The sequence below is a fragment of the Celeribacter baekdonensis genome (assembly GCF_900102315.1).
GTDB classification, from domain to species: domain Bacteria; phylum Pseudomonadota; class Alphaproteobacteria; order Rhodobacterales; family Rhodobacteraceae; genus Celeribacter; species Celeribacter baekdonensis.
The window spans coordinates 160,365-174,833 of record NZ_FNBL01000008.1 but is presented as its reverse complement, the minus strand read 5'-3'; the positions used below and the strand labels follow the sequence as shown (position 1 = coordinate 174,833).

Annotated in this window: 11 protein-coding genes and 2 pseudogenes; 9 read left to right on the top strand and 4 right to left on the bottom strand. The window is 57.1% G+C overall.

Annotation, left to right across the window (positions count from 1 at the left end; translation table 11 throughout):
- The first annotated feature begins 843 nt into the window (after positions 1-843).
- From BLT54_RS14430 to BLT54_RS14415, 4 genes are all read left to right on the top strand, one after another.
- Positions 844-4,542 (top strand): vitamin B12-dependent ribonucleotide reductase, encoded by a 3,699-nt coding sequence (locus BLT54_RS14430; RefSeq protein ID WP_074645999.1) that lies wholly within the window; start codon positions 844-846, stop codon positions 4,540-4,542.
- 14 nt (positions 4,543-4,556) lie between these two features.
- Positions 4,557-4,808: a hypothetical protein gene (locus BLT54_RS14425; protein WP_074645998.1), complete on the top strand. Its 252-nt coding sequence runs from the start codon at positions 4,557-4,559 to the stop codon at positions 4,806-4,808.
- A 580-nt stretch (positions 4,809-5,388) separates the two neighbouring features.
- Complete coding sequence (locus BLT54_RS14420; protein ID WP_143026826.1) at positions 5,389-5,679, top strand: hypothetical protein; 291 nt, start codon at positions 5,389-5,391, stop codon at positions 5,677-5,679.
- 31 nt (positions 5,680-5,710) lie between these two features.
- Entirely contained in the window at positions 5,711-6,217 is a 507-nt protein-coding gene (locus tag BLT54_RS14415) for a hypothetical protein (RefSeq protein ID WP_074645996.1), read from the top strand.
- Positions 6,218-6,567: 350 nt separating this feature from the next.
- Here the strand turns inward: BLT54_RS14415 and BLT54_RS14405 are convergent.
- From BLT54_RS14405 to BLT54_RS14395, 3 genes and pseudogenes are all read right to left on the bottom strand, one after another.
- Positions 6,568-6,801: pseudogene (locus BLT54_RS14405) on the bottom strand (transposase); the annotation flags it as partial.
- 401 nt (positions 6,802-7,202) lie between these two features.
- Positions 7,203-7,586, bottom strand: coding sequence for a VOC family protein (locus BLT54_RS14400; protein ID WP_074645994.1), 384 nt, complete (start codon positions 7,584-7,586; stop codon positions 7,203-7,205).
- Between the two features lie 10 nt (positions 7,587-7,596).
- Positions 7,597-8,496 (bottom strand): AraC family transcriptional regulator, encoded by a 900-nt coding sequence (locus BLT54_RS14395; protein ID WP_074646047.1) that lies wholly within the window; start codon positions 8,494-8,496, stop codon positions 7,597-7,599.
- Positions 8,497-8,689: 193 nt separating this feature from the next.
- Here BLT54_RS14395 and BLT54_RS14390 point away from each other — a divergent pair, with 193 nt between their 5' ends.
- From BLT54_RS14390 to BLT54_RS14370, 5 genes are all read left to right on the top strand, one after another.
- On the top strand, positions 8,690-9,433 hold the full coding sequence (locus BLT54_RS14390) for an SDR family NAD(P)-dependent oxidoreductase (protein ID WP_074645993.1): 744 nt from the start codon (positions 8,690-8,692) through the stop codon (positions 9,431-9,433).
- A 10-nt stretch (positions 9,434-9,443) separates the two neighbouring features.
- Entirely contained in the window at positions 9,444-9,830 is a 387-nt protein-coding gene (locus BLT54_RS14385) for a VOC family protein (RefSeq protein WP_074645992.1), read from the top strand.
- Positions 9,830-10,840 (top strand): saccharopine dehydrogenase family protein, encoded by a 1,011-nt coding sequence (locus BLT54_RS14380; protein ID WP_074645991.1) that lies wholly within the window; start codon positions 9,830-9,832, stop codon positions 10,838-10,840. Before BLT54_RS14385 ends, BLT54_RS14380 begins: the two co-directional genes overlap by 1 nt.
- Before the next feature lie 4 nt (positions 10,841-10,844).
- The gene (locus BLT54_RS14375; protein ID WP_074645990.1) at positions 10,845-11,303 is read left to right on the top strand and encodes a nuclear transport factor 2 family protein; all 459 of its coding nucleotides are present in this window, start codon (positions 10,845-10,847) and stop codon (positions 11,301-11,303) included.
- Positions 11,304-11,714: 411 nt separating this feature from the next.
- The gene (locus BLT54_RS14370; RefSeq protein WP_074645989.1) at positions 11,715-12,800 is read left to right on the top strand and encodes a hypothetical protein; all 1,086 of its coding nucleotides are present in this window, start codon (positions 11,715-11,717) and stop codon (positions 12,798-12,800) included.
- A gap of 634 nt (positions 12,801-13,434) precedes the next feature.
- Here BLT54_RS14370 and BLT54_RS14365 read toward each other — a convergent pair.
- A pseudogene (locus BLT54_RS14365) lies at positions 13,435-14,452 on the bottom strand (IS110 family RNA-guided transposase).
- Between the last annotated feature and the right edge of the window lie 17 nt (positions 14,453-14,469).

The following is a 14,469-nucleotide window of genomic DNA, read 5'->3' as shown; positions in this document are numbered from 1 at the left end:
TCTTCGCCTTTGAAGGACGTGCCACGATATTTGATTCGAATGCTGTTTGGCGGCGAAGTTTCAACCTGACGATGATTTTTCGACGGGCTGTGACCCGTTAAAGCTGCATATTTCCCTTGAAATTATCATGAATGGGCCCTTTCTGCGCCTGCGAAAAGGCGAGGTGAGCACAATATGTTGTGTGTCGACCGTTTGGGCAAATTGCTTAGGCTGTGCGCGTATGACTATTTTTTTTGCACCTGGCACTTATCCACAATTGCTCGCGCAATTGGTTAATGTATTTGGCGAAACCTATGGGAAACAAAGGAAAATTTATTAACGCCGAGATATTCGAATCGCGCCTGCCTGTGGGCAATTTTCGTCAACCGATTTTTTGGTTTACGAAGCCTTAAAATGACATTGACCTGAGGGGCAAACACGCTGCACATTGTGTGAGCTGGTTGACGGAACACTACATTTAGTTGTTGTCAGGCGGTGAGGGACAAGAGTCGCGGGGAAGTGATCCAACGAATGACCGCCGGGGAACCGATCTGAAACATGCGTTTTAGGTAGGGAATTGCGGATTATTTCGTTTGATCGGCCACCAAGACCAGACCGAAGACATGAGAGACTCACCTGACGGACCGAACGCGATGCGCGGCTTCGGAGGGAGGAGAATTTTGCTCTGCGGTTGGGATGTCGCTCACAGGCTTGAACACAAGATGTAGATGGGCATGCGGCGGGCGATGAGTTGAGACATGCGGCGGATTTGAATCTGTGTTTGAAGCCGCAGCGGATCTGAAAAACAACGGGCTTTGACGGGCTGAATCAGGTTGAGGCCTGATAAAATGAGGCGGGCATAAGATGAAGATCGAACGTAAATTCACCACAGCAGGCCAAGACGCATATGCGGAGTTGGAGTTCACCACGACCACATCCGAGATTCGCAATCCGGACGGCACCGTGGTGTTTAAACTTGATGATTGTGAAATCCCGGCGCGGTGGTCACAGGTCGCGTCCGATGTCATCGCTCAAAAATATTTCCGCAAGGCCGGTGTCCCGGCCGCGTTGAAAAAAGTCCGTGAAAAAGGCGTTCCGTCGTTTTTGTGGCGCTCTGTTCCCGACGAAGATGCTTTGGCGAAACTGCCTGAGGACGCGCGCTTTGGTGGCGAGAGCTCGGCAAAACAAGTGTTTGACCGTTTGGCTGGCGCTTGGGCCTATTGGGGCTGGAAGGGCGGTTATTTCACCTCTGAGGACGACGCCCGCGCCTATTACGATGACATGCGCTTTACCTTGGCGGCGCAAATGGGCGCGCCGAACAGCCCGCAGTGGTTCAACACCGGTCTGCATTGGGCTTACGGCATCGACGGTCCGGGGCAGGGGCATTATTATGTCGATTACAAATCTGGCGAGCTGACCCGTTCGACCTCCGCCTATGAGCACCCGCAGCCCCACGCCTGTTTCATCCAATCGGTGAAGGATGATCTGGTGTCTGACGGCGGCATCATGGACCTTTGGGTCCGCGAAGCGCGGCTGTTCAAATACGGCTCCGGCACGGGCACCAATTTCTCGTCCCTGCGCGCCGCCAATGAGGCGCTGTCGGGCGGTGGCAAATCCTCCGGTCTCATGGGCTTTCTGAAAATCGGTGACCGGGCGGCGGGCGCGATCAAATCGGGGGGCACCACGCGCCGTGCTGCGAAAATGGTGATCTGTGACATGGATCACCCGGATATCGAAGAATTCATCAACTGGAAGGTGATCGAAGAGCAAAAAGTGGCGTCCATTGTCGCGGGCTCGAAGATGCACGAACGCCAGTTGAACCAGATTTTTGACGCCATCGGCACATGGGACGGCAAAGAGGATGACGCGTTCGATCCGGCCAAAAACGTGGCACTGAAAGCGGCGATCAAATCGGCGAAACAGGTCTGCATCCCGGAAACCTATGTCAAACGCGTGCTCGATTACGCGAAACAGGGCTATTCCTCGATCGAATTCCCGACCTATGACACCGATTGGGACTCTGAGGCCTATGCGTCTGTGTCGGGCCAAAACTCCAACAACTCCGTGCGCGTCACCGACGCTTTCCTCAAGGCCGTCAAAGACGACGCCGAATGGGAGCTTTTGCGTCGCACCGATGGCAAGGTCGCCAAGACCGTCAATGCCCGTGATCTGTGGCAAGATGTGGGTCACGCCGCTTGGGCCTGTGCCGATCCGGGCATCCAGTTCCACGACACGATCAATGCCTGGCACACCTGCCCAGAAGACGGTCAAATCCGCGGCTCGAACCCCTGTTCCGAGTATATGTTCCTCGATGACACGGCCTGTAACCTCGCCTCGATGAACTTGCTGACCTTCCTCAAAGACGGGCGGTTTGACGCCGAAGCCTATATGCACGCCACCCGGATATGGACGCTGACGCTTGAGATTTCGGTGATGATGGCGCAGTTCCCGTCAAAAGAAATCGCGCAGCGCTCCTATGACTTCCGCACGCTGGGCCTTGGCTATGCCAACATCGGCGGGCTGTTGATGAACATGGGCTTTGGCTATGACTCGGACGAGGGCCGGGCATTGGCGGGCGCTTTGACCGCGATCATGACCGGGGTGTCCTATGCCACATCCGCCGAGATTGCCGGCGAATTGGGCGCGTTCTCGCGCTATGAGGCCAACCGCGACCACATGCTCCGTGTCATCCGCAACCACCGCACCGCAGCCTATGGCAAATCCACCGGCTATGACGCGCTTGAGGTCAAACCGGTGGCATTGGATCACGCCAATTGCCCGGACGCGCATTTGGTCGAACTGGCCAAAACCGCATGGGATGAGGCGCTGAGCCTTGGCGAGAAAAACGGCTTTCGCAACGCGCAGGTTTCCGTGATTGCGCCGACCGGCACCATCGGTTTGGTGATGGATTGCGACACCACCGGGATTGAGCCGGATTTCGCGCTGGTGAAATTCAAGAAACTCGCAGGCGGCGGCTATTTCAAAATCATCAACCGCTCGGTGCCCGCAGCACTGGAAAAACTCGGCTACCCCTCAAGCGAGATCGAAGAGATCATCTCCTATGCGGTCGGTCATGGGTCCATCGGCAATGCGCCGGGGATCAACCACACCGCGCTGATCGGTCACGGCTTTGGCTCGGCCCAGATCGAGAAAATCGAAGCCGCGCTGCCCTCTGCTTTCGACATCCGTTTCGTGTTCAACCAATGGACACTGGGCGAAGATTTCTGCACCGGCACTTTGGGCATTCCAAAGGCCAAGCTCAACGATCCGTCCTTTGATTTGCTGCGCTCCTTGGGCTTTACCAAGGCCGACATCGACGCCGCCAATGATCACGTTTGCGGCACAATGACGCTCGAAGGCGCGCCTTTCCTCAAAGAAGAGCATTATTCGGTGTTCGATTGCGCCAATGCCTGTGGCAAAAAAGGCAAGCGTTACCTGTCGGTCAACAGCCACATCACCATGATGGCCGCTGCTCAGTCGTTTATCTCCGGCGCGATCTCGAAAACCATCAACATGCCGAATGACGCCACCATCGAGGATTGCCTGGCCTCCTATGAGCTGTCTTGGTCTTTGGGGGTGAAAGCCAATGCGCTTTACCGCGATGGCTCGAAACTGTCGCAGCCTTTGGCGAGCGCTTTGATCGACGATGATGACGAGGCCGAGGAAATCCTCGCCACCGGCACGCCGCAGGAAAAAGCCGCCGTTCTGGCCGAGAAGATCGTTGAAAAGGTGATCATCAAAGAAGTGGCGCGGGGCCGTGAAAAACTTCCCAGCCGTCGCAAAGGCTACACCCAGAAATCGGTCGTCGGCGGGCATAAGGTCTATTTGCGCACCGGCGAATATGAGGATGGCACTCTGGGTGAGATTTTCATCGACATGCACAAAGAGGGTGCTGGCTTCCGGGCGATGATGAACAATTTCGCCATCGCAATCTCGGTCGGTCTGCAATATGGCGTGCCGCTCGAAGAGTTTGTCGATGCCTTCACCTTCACCAAATTCGAGCCCTCGGGCATGGTGCAGGGCAATGACTCGATCAAAAACGCCACCTCGATCCTGGATTACATCTTCCGTGAATTGGCCGTGTCCTATCTGGACCGTACCGATTTGGCTCATGTGAAACCGGCGGGTCATGCTTTTGACGATCTGGGGCGCGGCGAAGAAGAGGGCGTGGCCAATGTGCAAAAACCGTCTGAAGCCGCCTCTGCCAAATCCATCGAAGTGCTGAAACAAATCTCTTCGACCGGCTATCTGCGCAAACGGATGCCGCAGGAATTGATCGTGCTTCAGGGCGGGATGCAAAGCGGGATCGTGGCGCTTGATAGCTCGATTGACGCCGAGGTGGCGCTGCAAACACTGGTGCCAGAGGTGAAATCCGGCACCACAAGTGGCACTGCGATCTCCTCGGTCACCGTGTCTTCGTCCATGTCGATGGACGCGCGCACCAAGGCGAAGATGCAGGGCTATGAGGGCGATCCCTGTGGCGAATGCGGCAACTACACGCTGGTGCGCAACGGCACCTGCATGAAATGCAACACCTGCGGCGGCACGTCGGGCTGTAGCTGAGGGGCATGGGACAGATGGATATGGTCTTCACCATTGCCGGTCACGCGCTCACCGCAGAGCGTTTGACGATGCGCGGCAATACGATCGAGGTCGATTTTGCGCCGGAGGCCGCCGGGCCTTTGGCCGAGGCCTATGGCGGCAGCCAATCCGTCTGTGTCGCCAATTTTCCTGTGACCTATTCGGTGCAGGATTATCGTACGGAAGGGGCCAAAGGCTGTCGTGCGATCTTGTTGGTCAACAGCTCTGCGGGGCGTGTGTTGCACTAAGGAGAATACAGTTCTGGAGCGGATGCGTTCGCTCCCGACGCGGATCAGGCCGCAGGCAAAATAACTTACCGGGCGGTATCAAATATGAGCCTGATCAGCGAACCTAGGGGGGCCAGTTTGGTCCCCCTTTTTTTGACCGGCGCTGCATTTGACTAAGCAAGCTGGAGGTGTGTGCGCAATCGTGGATGCTGGGTTAAAACTGTCCCGAGAACCGAATATGCCGCTAGTATCTGCCAAATTTCATGATGATGAATTGTTTGTCAGCTTCTTGAGTAGACGCGCTCGGGCATTGGGCGTGAGCGGCGTGTTTGATCTATTGCTCGATGTCTCATTGCCTCGCAGAGGCGTTCTAAACGGTGCGGCTGAAGCGAGCGCGGATAGATTTATCTCTTCGGAGGAGCGCTTTACGCGTCGGGATCACAACAAACCCGATCTCCCCACACGTTTAACTCTCACCAATCACCCCATTGCCGCAAAGCTCTCACATTTTTAACCAACTGATCTATTTGGTTAAAAATGATTGACCTGTGGGCTTGGCGTTCCTTACCGAGAGATCAACTTACTATGTTGTCATTAAAGAATGAGCATTGGTGCAGGCTTTGTCGGACGACCGTCTTTTGATTTCGAGGGTCGTAAAGCGCGACCAGGATGCCGCGCGGGCGTTCGCCAAGGCGGCGCATCAGGAGAGCATCTTCGGGCAAATTCAGTGTGGAAGGCAGATAGTGTCCTACGTTTTTCGATATTGCTCTATCTTGTACGGGAAATCATGTCCCCGAAGAGAAAAACAGAGTGTTTTATGACCAAAGAAAACACTGCGCTGGCCTTGGCAAATAAAGAGTCGCCCTATTATTTATTGCGTCTCAAAGGATGAGACGCCGGAGCTGCGCGCGGCATTCGACCGAATGAAGCCGATATTCTATCTCGTGTTGGCCCTCTATGTCGCCGTGCCCTATGCGATTTGTAAGCTTGGTGGGCCGACCGTCATATCAACGATCAGACGCAGCATTTCTTGGGCACCTATGCCGCTTGAACTCTTCAATCGGTTCGAAGCCACCCGGCAATATGCCGGATGTCACCTGTTTATCATGACGGCAATGGTATTTGTCACGGCCCCCGCTCAAGTCTTGCTCTACTACCGGGTTTTCGTGGAGAAGGTGGTGAAGACTGGCAAGTCGCTGCCTCTTGGTCCCCTATGGCTGAGCGGGTATTGGAGACAAGTTCGAGGGACGCTACTGATCTTTATTTTAGTCCTCCTAGCCCCCTATGTTTTTTTGTTGAGTGAGGAAAGACCACCTGTCATCTTCCTTTGGCCATGGGTTGCGGCCATGATGTTCGGATCTCACCTCTTTGGTTTCACGCCTATTTATCTCCTTTTGGTCATCTCTAAAAAACGGAACATGAATCTCTAATGGCTTTACCCAACAATAATTGTCTCTCCGCATCTGATTACGCCAATATCGGTGTTGATTTACGTTGAGAACTGACCCGGTAGGCCCCAAAATTTTCACTGAGAAGTGACCCATGTGAACACATTGCCCTGACGGTTTTGTTCAGGGAGATATGGAGTGATCGACATGGGATTTTTGAGTGTCATTCGACGTTGGGCATTGCGTGATAAAATGCCAATTCGCGAAATTTCCCGCCGCACGGAGCTGTCTCTGGCGCCATCAGCATGTCAAAGGCGGAGCGCCACCTGCGTCACTGTCGCCCCGCCAATCCCAACCGACAGGACAATCTCGAGCTTGTCCTCATCACGCCAAAGTCGCCGCTCGGAACGGATCCCCATGATATAGCCGATGACCAGCATCCGGATGATCAGCCCGGGTCGATTGAGGGACGTCCTAGGGGAGCTGTAGAACGGGCGCAGAACCTCCCGCATGCCATCCATATCGAGGAAACGGTCAATCTCTCGGAGCATGTGATCCGAGGGCACGTGCCGGTCCAAATCGAAGTCATAAAACAACTGCGCCGGTGCGTCCTGAGTTCCCATCATGATGAAATCCTCCAATTCCCTCATAGTTGAGTGAATCAAACGACTTGCCGCGCCGCAACAAAGACTTTTTCAACAGCATGGGCGCGAAGAGGACGTCGGTTTAGCGGCCGTCGATTGGCCGCTTCGGGCCGTTCTTGCCTTTAATCGGAGCCCGCCAACATCCAATGCCACGCCGCATCCGAAGCTCGCAAGGAGCCCACTGGAATGCTGCACTGAACGCCGACGGCGGTTATGCAATGGTATTACCCCTTTGCAACGTCGAACTTTCAAGTCGGCGGCGCAGTCAATCGTGCTAAGCCTGCTGAACTCGAAACGTCAATTCGCCGATGACCCATCATGAATTATCAAACGGCTCTCTGGTGTGTCGCTGCAGTGCCGAACCTCAGTTGTTGCTTGTCGCGTTAGCTGGTGGCTTCCATCCCGTACACCGCCAGCTTGTTCCCGTCCGGGTCGCGCGTGTAGGCCGCCATTGCGCCAGGAGCCCAAGGGCGGGGGCCTACCGCGCCTTCGTCAGGCATCCCGAGGGTCATAGCCGCCTCATGAAAGGCGTGGACAGAGGCGTGATCCGGTGCTCGGAAGCTGATTGTTGTCCCGTTTCCCGCCGTGGCGGGCGCACCGTTTCGCGGCAGGGTGACCATGAAGCTGGGTGCGCCATCGCCCCAAAATGATCCGGTGTCGCCCAGATCCGCAATCCGGGACCAGCCAAGGGTGGCCAGCACTTTGTCGTAAAACTCGCGCGCGGCTTCGATGTCGTTGGTGCCGACAGCAATATGGGTAAAATTCATCTTGATTTCCTTAAGGTTGGATTGAGGTGTTTCGGATCTCGGCCAGCACCCGCGCGGCGTCGCGCGACGGTGGCAGGCCGAACAGGCGTGCATATTCCCGGCTGAATTGGGTTGTGCTTTCATACCCGACCGAGAAAGCGACGGAGGTGGCCGTCCCTGCGCCGGTCAGCAGAAGCGTTCTCGCCTGTAGCAGGCGCAGCTGCTTCTGGAACTGCAGCGGGCTGAGCGAGGTCACTGTCTTGAAGTGCCTATGAAAGGCGGACACCGACATGGCAGCGCGGCTTGCCATGGCCTCTATGGTGACCGGCTCCATGTAATTTGTCCGGAGCCATTGAATAACCTGATGGATGCGGTGGAGCATCGTGTCGGGCGTGGCGATGTCGCGCATCATCGTGCCCATCGGGCCGGACAACACGCGATAGAGGATCTCGCGCTCATAAACCGGGGCCAGTGCCGGGATGTCCTCTGGCCGCGCCATCAGGCGCAGAAGACGCGCCCAGGCATCCAGCAGGTCCGGCGTGACGGCCGCGACGGAAAATCCCTCCTGACGCGCGTTTGCGCGGATCGGGGGGATGTCGGCCAGCAAGGATGCGATGCGCGCTGGCTCCAGCGTCAGGGCAACTGCAAGATAGGGCGCGCCATCCTCGGCCGCGTGGATGGTGCCGATAGCCGGAAGATCGACCGACATCACAAAATAGGTGGCAGGATCGTAGCGCAGGGTGCGGTCGCCGACCGACATCGTCTTCGATCCTTGCAGGATCAGGTTGATCATCGGCTGATAGACTGCCGCAAGCTCGTGCTCGGGCACACGTCCCTTTACCATCGCAAGGCGTGGGATTCCGGTTTCCGTTCGCCGGTTTCCGGCATGCGCCATGAGGTGGCGCAGCTCTTCGAGGGTTTTCTGGGTCATGTCCGCAGTCATGATGATGCTTTCGCTAGGGGCTCTAGGGGCTCTAGGGGCTTGTCAAAGGTGACCGACTTCGTGCCCTTCGCCAATCCCGAACACGCCAGAAAGTAGGATCAGGCAAGTTTGCGCCACGATCGGATGGGCGCGGCGATGTCGAGTTGCCTACCTTGAGGCAAGACAATGGAAGGAACACGAAATGAAGATAGCAATCATCACCGGTGGAAGCCGCGGCATCGGGGCCGCCACCGCCCTCGAATGCGCCCGTGACGGCATGGGCGTTATCCTGACCTACAACGCCAACCGTCAGAAGGCGGAAGAGGTTGTTGCGCAAATTGAGGCGGAGGGTGGCACGGCCGTTGCCCTGCCGCTGGATGTCGGCGTCAGTTCATCTTTCGGTGCGTTCCGGCGGTCAGTGGCGGATGCCCTTGCATCGGTCTGGTCGCGAGAGACCTTCGATGCGCTGGTCAACAACGCGGGCTACGGCGTCTTCAATCCGCTGGAGACGGTGACCGAGGACGAGTTCGACGGGCTCTTTCGCGTGCATCTGAAGGGGCCGTTCTTCCTGACGCAGACGCTTTTGTCGCTCATGGCCGATGGCGGGCATATCGTGAATATGGTCAGCGCGACCTCGCGCGTGGCGACGGCGGGCGTGGCGCCTTATGCCAGCTTCAAGGCCGGGTTGGAGGTGCTGACTCGGTATCAGGCCAAGGAGCTTGGGCATCGCGGCATCCGCGCCAATTCCATCGCGCCCGGGCCGATCCGCACCGACCTTGGCGGTGGGCTGAACGCGGAGTTCGAAACGCTGCTGGCCGGGCAGACCGCCCTTGGCCGTGTCGGCGAAGCGGCAGAAGTCGGGGGTGTCATAGCAAACCTCCTGTCCGACAAGAGCCGCTGGATCAACGCGCAGTCGATCGAAGTCGGCGGCGGCTACATGATCTGAGGAGATCCCCATGCTCGACCATATCTTCCTGACCGTCCACGAGTTTCGCCGGTCCATCGCCTTCTACGAGGCCGTGCTGCCGGTGCTCGGCATCACTGTTCGGCACGATTACGACGGGGCAGACGGCCATCCCGACCTCAAGGGGTTCGGTGCCAATGGCCGTATCTTTTTCTGGTTGCGTCAGGGCAACCCCGCACCCGGCGCCGTTCATGTGGGCTTTGTTGCAAACAGCGAGACAGAGGTGCAGGCGGCCCATGCCGCAGCCCTTGCCGCCGGGGCGCAGGATCTGCACGGCCCTGGTCCCCAGCTTCACTACGACCCGAGGTATTACGCGGCGCAGGTCCGCGACCCCGACGGCTACAGCCTCGAATTCGTTTACAAGGATTGGCAACACTGATGACACATCTGATGATCTATGGTGCGACCGGATATACTGGGCGCATGGCGGCGGCTCACGCCAAAACACTGGGCCTCCCGATACTCGTTGCGGGACGCGATGAAACCCCTCTGCGCACTCTGGCGGAAGAGCTTGGGGTCGATGCCCGCGTCTTTGCACTCGACGAGACGGCGGATATCGACGCCGGTCTGACGGATGTGGCGGTGCTGCTCAATTGCGCGGGCCCTTTCCTGCACACGGCTGACCCCCTGATGCGGGGGGCGCTGCGCAACGGCGTCCACTACCTCGACATCGCGGCGGAACTGGACAGCTACCGGCTGGCCGAGACGCTGGAGGACGCGGCACAGGCGGCTGGCGTGATGCTCTTGCCCGGCAGCGGCGGCAGTGTCGCAATGCTTGGCTCGCTGGCCGGGTTTGCGGCCAGTCACGTGGCCGAGCCGCGCAAAATCAGCGTCGCGTTGCACGTCACTGGTGCCATGTCGCGCGGGTCGGCAATCAGCGCGTCGCAAAACCTGACAACCCGAACCATGGCGCGGGTGGATGGCGTTCTTGTAGACCGCGACCCATCGAAGTTGATGGATTTCGACTTCGGCATGGGGGTGGTGCCCTGCTTCCCGGTGACGCTTCCCGATCTCATCACCCTCTGGCGCAGCACCGGAGCACCGAACGTGGAGACCTTTGTTCATGTGTCGGGCACCGCCTTCCCCGAAGGCGATCTGTCCGACATGCCCGACGGCCCGACGAGTGAGGAGCGCAACGCCAGCCGCTATCAGGCGTCTGTTTGCGTGACCGGCGCCGATGGCCTCAGCGTCCGCGCGGTTCTGGACACCGTCAACGGCTACAGCTTCACGCCCCTCGCGGCGGCGGAAGCGGCGCGCCGTGTCATGCGCGGTGAAGCTCGCCCCGGTTTCCAGACACCCGCCGGCCTGTTCGGGCCGGGATTTGCCGAAACCATCGCGGACACGCGGATCACCTTGCTGGACTCAATGCCAGCCCATGCGGAGACCTGAGACCATGACGCACCAAGATCGCACATCCGACATCATTGCGGTGACTGATGCCCTCTACCGTTTCGCCGCCGGGATCGACCTGCGAGACAGGGACCTTCTGGCCTCTGCCTTTGCCGAAGGAGCCGTGTCGGACTTTCGGCCCGCCGGCAAAAAAGCGGGGTTCGACTATCTCGTGCTCAAAGGCAGGGACACCATCGTCGCGGCCTTGCTGGGTTCACTCGCCCCCCTCGACACGTCGCATTCTGTCAGCAATCCTCGCGTGATCCTGAATGGTGACCTTGCCAGTCTGGATGCGCTGGTAGAAGCGCAACACGTGCCGCGCGCGGATCACACGCGCCACTACCTGATGAAGAACAGGTATGACGTCGAATTGGTGCGGCGAGGAGATGCATGGGTCATCCAGCATGTGACCATCGATAATATCTGGCGAACCGGCGATCCTTCTGTTCTTGCCGGAATATGACGCGAGACTAAACGTCGCCCCCTGGGCTTTGCGACCACTTGCGCAAGGCGCAGGGTGCATATCGCCTGATTGAGCGTCGACTTTTCCCAAGGTTGTCGAAATGTTTCGCGTCGTCGCAGCCCGAGATAGGAGGGGCTGGGAGCAGTCGTTATCATTGGCCGTGCGGCTGACAGCTTCGTCCCGTTCTGCCGCTCGCCCGTCTCCACGAGTGCGAACGCAGCGAACGACCGGTCTGGTGAAGCTGCAACGCGGCACCTGATGAAGAGACGAAGGCCCGGAAAGGGCCGGTCTCGAACGGGAAACAATTCGAAAAACGGTTCGGTGGTGCAATCAATGCTGATGGTTTCTTCCACGCAAGAATGCAAGTAAGCGTTTGGGTCTGTTGTAAACGTCTATTTCGCAGAGAACCGAATGTTCATTTTTCCATATTACAAACGCCTCTTTCTCAAGTTTGGCACCTGCAACGGGACCACCAACGAGTTGGGCGACATCGGGCCCGCAGATTTCCTTGGTAGTCGGGATGACACGGATAAGGAAAGCGTCAGGCTTTACCGAGCCCTTGCACGGACGCTTCGCGCGGATGGGTTGAAAGGACTTCAGCAAGAAACACGTCTCAGCCGAGAAATCCAACGGTATCACGAAAGCAAGTCTTCAGATTCTGAAGCCTACAGGGAAATAAAGGCGCTTCAAATGTCGTCATTGTCGGATTTCCCGATTACCAACGATGTCTCGATTTTGCTTTCGCCGCCTGTGATGCAATCTAGTCCGAGGAAGCGCGTTTCCATCTTGGAAATGATTGAGCGGGCGGAGAAGCTCGCAGTGGGTTCACGAAGCGGAAAAGCTACGCCTAAGGACTTCCTGTATTATCCGTGGGTGGGAGCTGGTAAACCTCTCATTCCCGTGCCCAACGAGACGGAAATTGAGTGTGTTGAGCGTTTGGTCACCAGTGATGTCATGTTCTTTCTGTGGGTGATGGCACTCATTTCAAGTGTCGGTATTTGGTCAAGAATCGACATTGAGAACCTTGTCCCCGCACGGGCTGACCAGCTTGGAGGCGCATGGGTGTCTTGGCTACAAGTCTTCACTCTGCAACCAAAAACGGTACCTAAGAGAGGGCCAAAGCCCGTGTATCAAAACGTTGCGACGCTTCTGGTTAGCGGAGACCCAGATGGTGGGCCGATGCAAACAGTTGCGGACGAGTTAAGTGCCTTGGATCGCAGTAAGAAAAGGCTCACCGCGCGCGTATTGGATCGGCATCGCACTCTCTTGGCAGCCGCATTTGCCGCGAATTTTGATGCGGAGGAAGAGCATCCCAATCGCGCGGAAGAGTTGGCGGCGGTCGCATGGTGCGTTGGATCAGTTCTGGGGTTCCTGCAGTTTTCCAAGGAGGTAGGTCTGTCTGAGCTGTGTGATAAATATCCTTCGGCGGATTTGGATAGTGCCTTTGATGATGGGTTGGCGTTTTGGCCTCATTTGGTGCGTCACGCGCGCGCATAAAACGCCCCCCACAGGTTTGCGTGAGGGGCGCAGTGTTCGTCTACTTCCCCTTGCCTCCCCCGTTAGAACGTCCGCCGCCACTTGGGTTGCCTGTTGTGGACGGCCAGCCTCCGCCGTTTCCTTGTCCTTTGCCCATTTCAACGTCCTTTCCATATCTGATTGGTCTAGGTGCCTCCAATCTACAGTAAACGCGCCGGAAACATTCAGATGGGTCGGGACAAAGCGACTTTGAGGTTCAAGACCACTTGAGCAGTGTTTCCGCTTGGCTCGAGACAGTATTGATAGCCACAGGGTGTCCGTTGTCAGAGTTTTTGGGAGCAATGGCGGCCTAAACCAAGAGAGCCTTTGGCTCATCTTGTAGGTTTGATTGTGCAACGAATGGTCGTGTGTGGATAGCTCCTGCATAGCAAGACATTTTTTGAGGTGAGTTTGCACTGGTCAGAAGCAGACGTGTGTCCGGCCTGTTCGCGCGGCACTCGTAGTCGCTGGCCCTGATGGTTTCCGCGACCAAGTCCCAAACGGCTTATCGAACAACACTGTGTCCTGGACATTCGACGGGTTGTCTTGGTTGGCGGGCTGACTGTGCGCCATCATTTCAATGGTCTTGCTGTCTCGGGTGTTCCTTTTCCTTCCCTTAGGCTGCGTGGGGCCGATAGTATTCGTTCCTGGTCAGCACTGCCCAGACTATTCGTGCGGTCTTGTTCGCCATTGCGACGGTCGCCAGTCGAGCAGGCTTTCGTTCCAGTAGGCCTATAGCCCATGATCGACACGATCAGGGTTCACTTTCTTTTGCCGCAATCGCGCTGTCATGCCGGTCACCAGAAGACGTCGGATGTAACGGTCGCCCATTTTCGTGATCCGCCTAAGCGTTCCTTTCCGCCACTGGATAAGTTTAGCGGCGTGAGGCCTATCCAAGCAGCAAACTGTCGGCCATTCTTGAATTGCTTTGCGTCGCCGACAGTGGCGACAATGGCCGAAGCGGTCACTGGGCCAACGCCGGGAATCGTGCGTAGCAACATCACGCGTTTGTCCAGTTTCGAATGCAGCCGCATGCGCATCTCGTACCAGCGGAAGCGCAAGTGCATCGCAACAAGTTGGTGGCTAAGTTGACTCAAGACATCTATTGCGAACTCTGGAAGAGCTGGTTTTTCGCCCTCCAAAACACCCTTTGCATATTTGACCGCGGTCCCAGTCCCTTGTGGAATGATGACGCCAAATTCGGCAAGCAAACTGCGAAGCATGTTGCTCAATTGCGTTCGCTGCCTGACGATCAAATCGCGCGCGCGATGCAGGAAGAGCACGGCTTGTTGTTCCCCGGACTTGGGAGCAACAAACCGCATCGTCGGACGCGTCACTGCTTCGCAGATGGCTTCAGCATCATTGGCGTCGGACTTGCCGCGTTTGACGTAGGGTTTTACATAATTGGCTGGGATCAGGCGAACATCATGCCCAAGTTTGCTGAGTTCCCGCGCCCAGTAATGACTGGATCCACACGCCTCCATGCCGATCAGGCAGGGTTCCAGATTGGTGAAGAACTGCATGAGTTGTGCTCGGCGGATTGCGCGATTGAAGACAACCTGCCCATCCTTGGTAATTCCGTGGACCTGGAAAACATGTTTGGCCAGATCGATGCCCACTGTTGCAACTTGCATTGGGTAGCCCCGGTTCG

What these genes read in the sequence shown, in the direction of transcription:
- BLT54_RS14380 (WP_074645991.1), top strand. Translation starts at nt 9,830, where the DNA reads ATGACACATCTGATGATCTATGGTGCGACCGGATATACTGGGCGCATG.
- BLT54_RS14420 (WP_143026826.1), top strand. Translation starts at nt 5,389, where the DNA reads ATGAGCATTGGTGCAGGCTTTGTCGGACGACCGTCTTTTGATTTCGAG.
- BLT54_RS14415 (WP_074645996.1), top strand. Translation starts at nt 5,711, where the DNA reads ATGAAGCCGATATTCTATCTCGTGTTGGCCCTCTATGTCGCCGTGCCC.
- BLT54_RS14400 (WP_074645994.1), bottom strand. Translation starts at nt 7,586, where the DNA reads ATGAATTTTACCCATATTGCTGTCGGCACCAACGACATCGAAGCCGCG.
- BLT54_RS14390 (WP_074645993.1), top strand. Translation starts at nt 8,690, where the DNA reads ATGAAGATAGCAATCATCACCGGTGGAAGCCGCGGCATCGGGGCCGCC.
- BLT54_RS14370 (WP_074645989.1), top strand. Translation starts at nt 11,715, where the DNA reads ATGTTCATTTTTCCATATTACAAACGCCTCTTTCTCAAGTTTGGCACC.
- BLT54_RS14395 (WP_074646047.1), bottom strand. Translation starts at nt 8,496, where the DNA reads ATGACCCAGAAAACCCTCGAAGAGCTGCGCCACCTCATGGCGCATGCC.
- BLT54_RS14375 (WP_074645990.1), top strand. Translation starts at nt 10,845, where the DNA reads ATGACGCACCAAGATCGCACATCCGACATCATTGCGGTGACTGATGCC.
- BLT54_RS14425 (WP_074645998.1), top strand. Translation starts at nt 4,557, where the DNA reads ATGGATATGGTCTTCACCATTGCCGGTCACGCGCTCACCGCAGAGCGT.
- BLT54_RS14430 (WP_074645999.1), top strand. Translation starts at nt 844, where the DNA reads ATGAAGATCGAACGTAAATTCACCACAGCAGGCCAAGACGCATATGCG.
- BLT54_RS14385 (WP_074645992.1), top strand. Translation starts at nt 9,444, where the DNA reads ATGCTCGACCATATCTTCCTGACCGTCCACGAGTTTCGCCGGTCCATC.